Origin of the sequence: Henriciella mobilis (genome assembly GCF_003576315.1) — a bacterium.
GTDB classification, from domain to species: domain Bacteria; phylum Pseudomonadota; class Alphaproteobacteria; order Caulobacterales; family Hyphomonadaceae; genus Henriciella; species Henriciella mobilis.
The window spans coordinates 707,798-716,966 of the sequence record NZ_QWFZ01000003.1; the positions used below are offsets into that span (position 1 = coordinate 707,798).

General features: G+C 62.1%; 12 protein-coding genes. 4 read left to right on the forward strand and 8 right to left on the reverse strand.

Going from position 1 to position 9,169, the window contains the following annotated elements; translation table 11 throughout:
- Window positions 1-39 precede the first annotated feature (39 nt).
- Complete coding sequence (locus tag D1227_RS03635) at window positions 40-663, forward strand: carbonic anhydrase (protein ID WP_119403802.1); 624 nt, start codon at window positions 40-42, stop codon at window positions 661-663.
- Here D1227_RS03635 and D1227_RS03640 read toward each other — a convergent pair.
- Both D1227_RS03640 and ppa read right to left on the reverse strand, forming a co-directional pair.
- On the reverse strand, window positions 660-1,280 hold the full coding sequence (locus D1227_RS03640) for a LysE family translocator (RefSeq protein ID WP_119403803.1): 621 nt from the start codon (window positions 1,278-1,280) through the stop codon (window positions 660-662). The genes D1227_RS03635 and D1227_RS03640 overlap by 4 nt on opposite strands.
- Before the next feature lie 21 nt (window positions 1,281-1,301).
- The gene (gene ppa / locus D1227_RS03645) at window positions 1,302-1,835 is read right to left on the reverse strand and encodes an inorganic diphosphatase (RefSeq protein WP_119375874.1); all 534 of its coding nucleotides are present in this window, start codon (window positions 1,833-1,835) and stop codon (window positions 1,302-1,304) included.
- A gap of 163 nt (window positions 1,836-1,998) precedes the next feature.
- Here ppa and D1227_RS03650 point away from each other — a divergent pair, with 163 nt between their 5' ends.
- Window positions 1,999-2,667 (forward strand): hypothetical protein, encoded by a 669-nt coding sequence (locus D1227_RS03650; protein ID WP_147373253.1) that lies wholly within the window; start codon window positions 1,999-2,001, stop codon window positions 2,665-2,667.
- A 3-nt stretch (window positions 2,668-2,670) separates the two neighbouring features.
- Here the strand turns inward: D1227_RS03650 and D1227_RS03655 are convergent, their stop codons facing one another.
- Both D1227_RS03655 and D1227_RS03660 read right to left on the reverse strand, forming a co-directional pair.
- The gene (locus D1227_RS03655) at window positions 2,671-3,282 is read right to left on the reverse strand and encodes a TIGR02466 family protein (RefSeq protein ID WP_119404033.1); all 612 of its coding nucleotides are present in this window, start codon (window positions 3,280-3,282) and stop codon (window positions 2,671-2,673) included.
- Window positions 3,283-3,426: 144 nt separating this feature from the next.
- Window positions 3,427-4,380, reverse strand: coding sequence for a class I SAM-dependent methyltransferase (locus D1227_RS03660; RefSeq protein ID WP_119403805.1), 954 nt, complete (start codon window positions 4,378-4,380; stop codon window positions 3,427-3,429).
- A 182-nt stretch (window positions 4,381-4,562) separates the two neighbouring features.
- Here D1227_RS03660 and D1227_RS03665 point away from each other — a divergent pair, with 182 nt between their 5' ends.
- Complete coding sequence (locus D1227_RS03665; protein ID WP_119403806.1) at window positions 4,563-5,051, forward strand: Hsp20 family protein; 489 nt, start codon at window positions 4,563-4,565, stop codon at window positions 5,049-5,051.
- A 70-nt stretch (window positions 5,052-5,121) separates the two neighbouring features.
- Here D1227_RS03665 and D1227_RS03670 read toward each other — a convergent pair whose 3' ends face one another.
- Complete coding sequence (locus D1227_RS03670; RefSeq protein ID WP_119403807.1) at window positions 5,122-6,126, reverse strand: glutathione S-transferase family protein; 1,005 nt, start codon at window positions 6,124-6,126, stop codon at window positions 5,122-5,124.
- A gap of 122 nt (window positions 6,127-6,248) precedes the next feature.
- Between D1227_RS03670 and D1227_RS03675 the strand changes: the two genes are divergently transcribed.
- On the forward strand, window positions 6,249-7,373 hold the full coding sequence (locus D1227_RS03675; protein WP_119375880.1) for a glycosyltransferase: 1,125 nt from the start codon (window positions 6,249-6,251) through the stop codon (window positions 7,371-7,373).
- Here the strand turns inward: D1227_RS03675 and rimM are convergent.
- The 3 genes from rimM to D1227_RS03690 form a co-directional block, all read right to left on the reverse strand.
- Window positions 7,370-7,933 carry a ribosome maturation factor RimM gene (gene rimM, locus D1227_RS03680; RefSeq protein WP_119403808.1) on the reverse strand — a complete coding sequence of 188 codons (564 nt, stop codon included), beginning with the start codon at window positions 7,931-7,933 and terminating at the stop codon, window positions 7,370-7,372. The genes D1227_RS03675 and rimM overlap by 4 nt on opposite strands.
- Window positions 7,934-7,986: 53 nt before the next feature.
- On the reverse strand, window positions 7,987-8,730 hold the full coding sequence (locus D1227_RS03685) for a beta/gamma crystallin-related protein (protein ID WP_119403809.1): 744 nt from the start codon (window positions 8,728-8,730) through the stop codon (window positions 7,987-7,989).
- Window positions 8,731-8,849: 119 nt separating this feature from the next.
- A complete protein-coding gene (locus tag D1227_RS03690) occupies window positions 8,850-9,161 on the reverse strand; it encodes a winged helix-turn-helix domain-containing protein (protein ID WP_119403810.1) in 312 nt (103 codons plus the stop codon).
- Window positions 9,162-9,169 lie beyond the last annotated feature (8 nt).

Here is a 9,169-nt window from a genome sequence, read left to right on the forward strand (position 1 = left end):
GACTATTGCCTGCGCAAATCTGCGACCAAGGAGTGATGAATGCGCACACCAGAAGATCTGAAGAACGGTTACCGCGCGTTTCGCCGTGGCGTCTACAAGCACCAGGCAAACCTCTATGAGGAACTCGGACGCGGGCAGGATCCTGACATCATGATCATTGCGTGCGCCGACAGCCGTGCCGAGCCGGCCGACATTTTCAACGCGGCGCCCGGCCAGCTTTTCGTTGTCCGTAACGTTGCCAATCTTGTCCCACCTTACGAAACGACCGAGGGCCTCCACGGTGTCAGCGCGGCGCTCGAATTCGCCGTGACGGCGCTGAAGGTCAAGCATATCCTCGTCATGGGGCATGGCGGATGCGGTGGGGTGAATGCATCGCTGTCTGCTGCGCGCGACAAGCCGATCGGCCAGTTCATCGCCCCCTGGGTCCGCCTGCTCGACAAGGCGCGAGACGACATCCTGGCCAAAAAGGCAAACAACCCGCAGCGGGCGCTTGAATTTGCCGGCATCGACACGTCGCTGAAAAACCTGATGACCTTCCCCTTCGTCGAGGAACGGGTGAAAGCCGGCGAGCTCGACTTGCACGGCGCATGGTTCGCCATTGCCGAAGGAGAGCTGCACTGGCGCGATTCCGATAACGGTGAGTTTTCGGTGGTCGAGGCCTAACGACTGGTCGCCCAGACCGCGAAGGCGGCCGAGCTGAACATCAGCGCGGCTGCGCCCCGATTGAACCACTTGGCAAAGCTGGGCGTCGCAAAGCTGCGCGCCAGCCGGTCGGCTCCGGCGGCATAGAAAGCGAGGCCGAGCATTTCGGTGAAGGTGATGGTCGCGATGGCGATCACGACCTGCAGGATCAGCGGTCGGCTGGCGTCGAAATAGCCGGGCAATAGCGCGCCGAAGAAGACCAGCGCATTCGGATTGGCAAGCTGAAGACCGAGCCCCTTTCCAAAAAGCGCGGCGCGCTTCGGCATGGCTTCACGTGACAGGCGAAGGTCGCGCGGCCTGGCCCGTATCAGGCCGATGGCGAGCCAGCCGATAAAGCATAGTCCGGCCAGTTTCAGGACGAGGAAACCTGAAGGAAACTGGGCAGCGATGGCAGCAGCACCGCCTGCAGCCAGAGAAATCCAGACGAGATTGGCGGTCGAGACGCCGATCGCCGGCAGCATGGCCGGCCGGAAGCCGTAGCGCAGCGAGGAGGAGACGACCAGCATGACCGCCGGACCCGGTGTGAGTCCGCCCGCCAGGAACAGGCCAATCATGGCGAGCCAGACGCCGAACTCCACCTCAGCGGGCCTCCTGCCTGGCTAGCCGGTCTGCTTGAACCGCTCGACGGATGCGTTGATCAGTTCACGCGCCTTCTCGACGCCTTCCCAGCCCGTGATCTTGACCCACTTGTTCGGCTCAAGGTCCTTGTAGTGCGCGAAAAAGTGTTCGATCCGGTCGCACAGCGTTTCCGGCAGGTCGGTATAGTTGTGGATCTTTTCGTAATAGCGCGTCAGTTTCTGGTGCGGCACGGCCAGGATCTTCTCGTCCTCTCCGCCATCGTCTTCCATCAGCAGGACACCGATCGGACGAGCACGGACCACGGCGCCCGGAACGAGGGCACGCTGGCCGACGACCATGACGTCAATCGGATCGCCGTCGAGGCTGAGCGTGTGGGGCACGAAACCGTAATTGCAGGGATAGCGCATCGATGTGTAGAGGTAGCGGTCGACGAACATGGCGCCCGAAGCCTTGTCGATCTCGTATTTGATCGGTTCGCCCCCCAGCGGGACTTCAATCAGCACGTTGAGGTCGTCCGGCACATTGTTTCCGGAAGCGATCTTCGAAATGTCCATGTCAGTTCCTGTCAAACGGTCAGGCCGGGGCCATCCCGGCATCAACCGCGCTGCACTGCACAAGACGGGCGAGACCGTCAAGGGGTGCAGTCTGCGCGGAACGTTTGGAATTCGGCGCCATAGCGCCTAAAAGCAGACATCTAGGTAATGGTGGACACTTATCGTGCAAAATAGATTTCTCGCCCTGGCGGCTCTCTCTCTCGCAGTGCTCCTGCCCGTTCAGGCGCAGGAGCAGGACCTCAATAGCGCTGCCGAGCGGACCGCAGCCTGTCTGAGTATCGAAGATGCGGCAGAACGCCTCGCCTGTTTCGAGGCGGCGGCGCGCAGCCTGTCAGATGCGCTCGATGACGATGCGGCCATGGCGGATTCGCCGGCCAGCGCGGATGCGTCGGGCCCTGCCGCCAATGTCGCTGCGACAGCGCCGGGCGCGAACGCGACCAGTGAAGCCGCAAGCTCTGGCGATGGCCGGAACACGGCCTCTGTGCCGGACTGGGCCGCCGCACCGCCGGCGCCGGAACCCGAGGCGCCGGCTGAAGCCGAGGCCGAGGACGAGAGTACGCCAATCTGGGCGCGCGTCTTCAAGCGCGATGAGACTTCGGGCGCTGACGATTCTATCAATGTTTCCGTCGTCCGTATCCTGCGCAACAATGCCGGCCGTCACTTCTTTATTACCGCTGATGGGCAAGAGTGGGAGCAGACAATGGCGGCGACTGTCCGCCCGCCAAGCTCGCTTCCTGCTGCAGCGACGATCAAGGAGTCTCTGGTCGGAAGCCCGGGCCTAAGCTTCGATGATGGGCCTTCGGGAACCTACAAGGTGCGCCGCACGAAGTAGGCCTTAGCGTTTCAGGCCGAAATTGAAGCTGACCGATATCCGGGCGTCTTCGGTGCGCCCGGGCATCACCTCGTGGCGTAGCCAGCTTTCCCACATGAGAAGGTCGCCCGCTTTGGGCGGCACATAGACAAAACGGCGCGCCGCCTCCGGCGCATCGTCCGTCTCCGGCGGTGCCGCCATCATCATCGGCAGACGCGGATCCTCAAACCTAATGTCGCCGGCGCCGTCTGGCATGGTGATGTAGACCGTGCCGGAAATGATGCTGCCGGGATGGATGTGGCCGGAATGGTGGCCATCCTCGCCCAGAATGTTCACCCAGATGGCGTCGAGGCTCAGCTGTTTGCGATCGACGTCCCAGTGCAGCGCCTTCGCGAAGGTCCAGGCTTGCCCCTCCAGCCATTCGGCCAGCACCTCGAAAGCCGTTGCCCGGGCGGGCAGGTCGTCGAGCGAGGCGTATGAGGTGTAGCCGGGGTAGCCCTTCTCCTCACACCAGGCATGCCCGGCGGCGTCGCCCTCCTCGATCATCCAGCACGCCTCTTCCAGCGCCTCAAGCCAGTCATCATCCGGCAGGCGGGCGGAATAAAGGCTGGTCGGGAACAGGGTGCGGATCGTCATGGCCGGGCTTTTAGGCACAAGAAGCGGCTGCGTGAAGCCGTCATCCTTTGACGGCTGCTGAATTGTGGCGCGCAACGAAAAGCCGCCCTCCCCACCCGGTAATGTATCGAGGGCGGAGAGAGCGGCTAATGATGTGCCGGCGGTCTATTCGCCGTCAGCTGGTTCTTCTGGCGTTTCAGCCGGAGCAGGCTTGACGAATTTCAGCGTCATCCGGTCGGATTCGCCAATCTCGAGATACGCTGCAGGGTCGAAGCCTTCGGGCGTATTGCCATCCCTGTCTGCCGTCCGCGAGACGGGCGGCAGCGTCCAGACCCCGAAGGGATGGTCGGCCGTATCGGCCGGGTTGGCGTTGATCTCGCTGGCTTCCACGAATTCGAAACCGGCCGCCGTGGCAAGGCCCTTCACATAGTCCTCATGGACATAGCCGCTGGCGGCAGACGGATCCTGCTCCATGGAGGAGGGCAGGCGGTGTTCGACAACGCCAAGTGTGCCACCCGGCTTCAGGATGCGGTAGGCCTCTTCGAAGAATTTGTCGGCATGGCCGCCGCCCATCCAGTTGTGGACATTGCGGAAGGTCAGAACGATGTCTGCGCTCTCCGGCTCGCCCATCGGCGCGGCCTCGCTGCCATAGACGACATACTGGATATCGCCGAACGTTTCCGGGCTCGCGGCATAGTTCGCCTTGTAGGATTCGACGATTTCGGCGGCGCGTTCAGATGCGGCCGGGTCGAAGGTCGCGGCGACGAACTGGCCGCCATTCTTGTGCAGGTAGGGCGCCAGGATGTTGGAGTACCAGCCGCCACCTGGCCAGATCTCGACAACGGTCTCATCGCCATCGACACCAAAGAATTCCAGCGTTTCTGCTGGGTGCCGAAATGCGTCCCGCGCCTTTTCCTCGTCGGTGCGCCAGGAGCCGGCCATGGCATCCGCGACGGTGAAGCTCGCCTGCTCATCTGTGGAAGGCTCGCTGGTGTCTGCGGAGGCTTCAGGCGTCTCAGCCGGTGGTGTCGGGGCCGATGCCGATTCGTTCAATTCCGGCTCGTTGCTGCACGCAACCAGCGCCAGCGCAATGAGGCTCGTTCCTAAAATCCGTTTCATCCTGCATCCTTTCAGGTTCTTGAACAGCAGTTGAGTCTTCCCAAATACATTATGTCCGGGCGCTGCCAAGCGGGTCCGGACCGGTAATCTGCCGGTGCCGATGAACGGGCCGGAGCGACAGATGAGCCGAAAACTCGAGTCCGGCCGGTCGCCGGACGCAGTTGCTTAGAGAGGACTGTGACATGAGCACGATTGACCTTACCCCCCTTTACCGCACCATGGTGGGCTTCGACCGTATGGCGAATCTCATCGATTCTGCGAGCCGTCTCGACGGCACGCAAGGCTATCCGCCCTACAACATTGAGCGTGTGGCCGATGATGCCTTCGCGATCGAGATCGCCGTTGCCGGCTTTGCCGAGGAAGATCTCGAAATCGAAACCAATGAAAACCTGCTGACCGTGGCTGGCAAGAAGGTTCAGGACGAGGCCGCCAATGAGCGCCAGTTCCTGCATCGCGGCATTGCCGAGCGCGGTTTCCTGCGCCGTTTCCAGCTCGCTGATCACGTAATTGTGACCGGTGCCAGCCTGAAGAACGGACTGCTGCGCATCGATCTGGTCCGCGAGCTTCCCGAAGCCAAGAAGCCGCGCAAGATCGAAATCGGTACGGTTTCGGCCAAGAAGTCGAAGCCGAAACTGGTCGAAGGCGAGAAGAAGGAAGTCTCTGCCGCCTAAGCGTCACTGATTTCCCTGACAGGAATGAGCACCCCGGGCCGGAAGGTCCGGGGTGTTTTTTTTCAGGTGGTCAGTTCTTCGAGGGCTCGAAGAAATCCTTCGCGCCAGCTTCATCAAGGAAACTCGACAAGGCTTCATTCTCGTTGAGGCGCCGCACGGCTTTCTGGACTGATTTGAAGGAGGTCGCCGCGTAGTGCTGGGTGACCTGCTCAAACGCCTTCTTCTCCAACTTCACCGATGTGCGGTCCTGCTTGTCCTGGGCCGCAGCAAGATTGGCGCTCGCCCAGGGCAGGTAGGTCTGCGTGATCTCGTCCTTGAAGATCGGTAGAAGGGTCTCCTTCAGCTCTTCAAGCGGCTTGAACGGCGCACCGGCTTTCGGAGAATCCATGAATTCGCACCAGGCCGTCACGAAGGGCGTGTTCTCACGCAGCCAGGCGCCCGGCGTCTCGTCGATCAGCATCTGCGAGAACTGGCCAGCGAGTGCGAAATCGGCGACGGACGGGCGCCCGCCGAAGATGAAGAGATTGTGCTCGAGATGCTTGTTCAGCAGCGTCGCAAAGCGCTCAAACGAGGTATTCAGCGTCTTCTCGTTCTTTTTCTCGACCCCGACCAGCGGCAGGCGGTCCCGCATCCGCTTGATGATCTGGTCACGGGTTTTCTTCTTGGCGCGCGGAAGCTTGCCGTCGAAAAGCTGCTCCATGGTGCGGTCGGCCGCGGCTTCGCGGTCCGGCTTCTGGCCCCAGCGCTTCAGGAACATGACCTTGTTCAGCCACTCATCGGCATAGTCTTCCAGGATAAGGGCCAGCACGGCGCAGGCCGGGTCGTCCGGCACAGACGAAGGCTCGGCATGGTCGTTTTCGACGCAGGACAGGATATCGGTCGAATCCTGATTCGGCGCGCGATTTGGCGAGACCAGGAGCGGTACGGTCGGCACGCGCGCGAAGGACTGGAATTCCTCCTCGGTCGCCTGAGAGCGGGCAATCCAGTCGAAATCGATACCCTTGTACGTCAGGAAAGACCGCACTTTGAGCGAGTATGGAGAGGTTTCGGCGCCGAACAAACGGTAAGCAGTCATGTCGGTGTCCTTCTCAGACTGAAGCGGGGTCTTAGGCGAAGCTGCTATTGCTGCCAAGACGTGTTTGACGGTTGCTGTCAGCTGCCATACTCAACGATGGTTCCTAGATTGAGGTGCTTATCGTGAGTGAGCCGAAGCGCTTCCTTGCCTATTGCGACAAGCTGTTCACACCGTCGGAGAGTTTCATTCCGCGAGGCTACTCGGCCTTCTCCAAGCTGAAACCCGTCTATATCGGTCACGAACTGAAGGGCCCGGTGCCAGACGGCGCCGAGGTGATCCAGCTTGGCCGCCTGCATGGCCCAGGTGGGGAATCGGCCTTCAAGCAGCTCGGCACCGTCTCGGCCAAGCTGGAGCAGGTGCTGAAGGCTGTGTCCCCGGTCGCCATCCACGCCAGTTTCGGCAAGTCCGGCGCCTATGCGCTGCCGCTCGCGCGCAAGCTGAATCTGCCGCTGGCGGTGACGTATTATGGCGGTGACGCCACCAAGACATCGAACACCAAGGACAGCTTCGTGCGGGTCTACAACCGGCGCCGGGCGAAGCTGTGGAACGAGGCGCAGCTTATCCTGCCCTGTTCGGACTTCATACGCCGCGAACTCCTCGCCAAGGGGGCGCCGGAGGAGAAAATGGTGGTGCATCACAACACCGCCGATCCCGACCGTTTCCAGCCGGGCGAAAAGAAGAACCTGCTCGTCTTTGCCGGCCGCTGGACGGAAAAGAAAGGCATCGACACGCTGATCGGCGCCCTGTCTCGCCTCGGCGAGGAACTGGATGGCTGGACGATCCGCCTGATTGGCGATGGCGAGCTCAAGGACGAATTGGTCAAGAAGCTGCAGGCGGCGAAAATCGTCGCCGAACTGCCCGGCTGGGTGCCAGCCGACGACATGCCGAAACACTGGGCCGAGGCGCGCATCGCGGTCGTGCCGTCGCGGCGGGCGAAATCGGGCGATGCCGAAGGCCTGCCGCTGGTCTGTATCGAGGCCATGCTGTCGGGCTGCGCGCTGGCGGCGACCCGCCATGCCGGGATTACCGAGTGCGTGAAGGATGGCGAGACCGGCTACCTGGTCGATGAAGGCGATGAGGTCACCCTCGCCGACCGACTGGCCCGCATGCTGAGCGATGTCGACGGCACGGCCAGAATGGGCGAGGCTGGCCGTGAATTCGCGATGGAGAGCTTCAATCTCCAGAAGCAGAGCCGCAAGCTGGAATCCTACCTGCTGGACCTCGCAAAGGATGCCGGGACGATCTAGTCGCCCTTGTCCTCCTCGCGCGGATCCGACCTGTCGGCCCAGCTTGCCGCATCAAGGATGATGACCTGCCCGGTCGCGAAGTGGACTTCGGGAACATCCTCCATCGTGAACGGCACGAAGAAAGTCGGCTCACCGGGCGTTTTAGGGGCGATCTCCAAAAGGTCCCCGGCGCCGAAATCGTGCACCGCCTTCACCTTGCCGATCGCTGAGCCGTCTCGCGAGACGGCGTCGAGGCCGACCAGGTCCTCGATGTAGAACTCGTCATCGTCGGGTGCCGGCAGGCGCGATCGTGGCACATGCAGCCGCGCGCCTTTCAGATCGTCCCAGTCCTCTTTCGATCTCGGCGCTTTCGGGGTGACGATGTAGTGATCCTTGGCGGGTTTGACGCTTTTCGCCTCGAGCAGGACGTCGCGGTCATTGGAGAGAAGCGGGCCATAGGAAAAGATGTCTTCAGGCACCTCAGTAAAGCTCCTGACCCGCACGTCGCCGCGAACGCCGTGCGCGCCGGCGATGATGCCCAGCACGATCAGTCTGTCCGCGTTCGCGTCGGTCTTGCTCATCGGGGCTTCCTAGCCGCGCCGGGCGCTGCCGGGAAGCCCCTTGATGAGCCTCACTACCAGCGCTTTCCATAGTGGCGCCCGGCGGGCCTGATCGAGGTGATGTTGTCGTTGAGCCGGTAATAGCTCGTATTGTCCACCGACCCTGTAATGATCTCGCAGCGGCCGCGGAAGTTTGGATCCGAGCAGACTTCCCAGGCGCCGCCATTGATGGCGATTGACGAGACCTTGTCGTTGAAGCGCAGCCGGTTGAGATGCGGGATCGCGCCATCGACGGGCAGCGCGTCGCCCCGGAAGCCGGGATGCTGGAACAGGACGACCGGCGCATTGCGGGCATAACCGCCATGCCGGCGGCCATATTCGTGATCGCGCCCGCCCCGGTAGTGGTCATCGCCGCGGCGGTGATCACGGTCCCAGTCACGATACCTGTCATCGCGATCATAGCGGCCGCCACGATAGGTCACCGGCCGGATCGATGTGATCTTGTCGTTCAGACGATAGTCGTTCAGCTGGCCCTCACGGTAGCTGATGATCTCGCAGCGGCCGCGGAAGTTTGGATCGACGCAGACTTCCCAGCTGCCACCCGTCACGCGGATGGAGGAGGCCTTGTCGTTGAAGCGGTAGCGGTTGAGGTGGGTGATCGGGCCGGTGACGCGCAGTGACTGGCCGCGAAAGTCGGGGTGGGCATAGACGATGGCTGCGCCATCACCACCGCGGTGGAAGGAATGCTGCGCCACAGCTGGCGCGGCGAGAGCGGTCGTGCATGCGAGGACTAATCCAAGGCGTTTAAGAGGGGCCATGAGTGGTTGTGCTCCTGTCTTTCTACCCCCTCTTTCTAGCAAGGCCCGGCTGAACGCCGCGCAACCTGTCCTTCAGGTAACAGGGCGTGCCAGCCGGCGTTCCGATCATGACCAAATCGTTATTCGGCTGCGTCCATGATCGCGCGCATGCGACTGATCCAGTCGAGCCAGGCCTTGCGGCCCGCATCGGTCAGGAACACGCGGGTCTGCGGGCGTTTGCCGACAAAGCGCTTTTCCTGGCGGACATAGCCGGCCTCTTCGAGTTTTTTCAGATGGGTCGAAAGATTGCCGTCCGTCGCGCCGACCTTGTCACGCAGTTCTCCGAACACGGCCGGGCTGACCGATGACAGATAGGCCATGACCCCAAGCCGCAGGCGGCCATGGATGACGTCATCGATCTGGCTATGGTCGAACGGGTTGTCGTCGCTCATGACAGCCT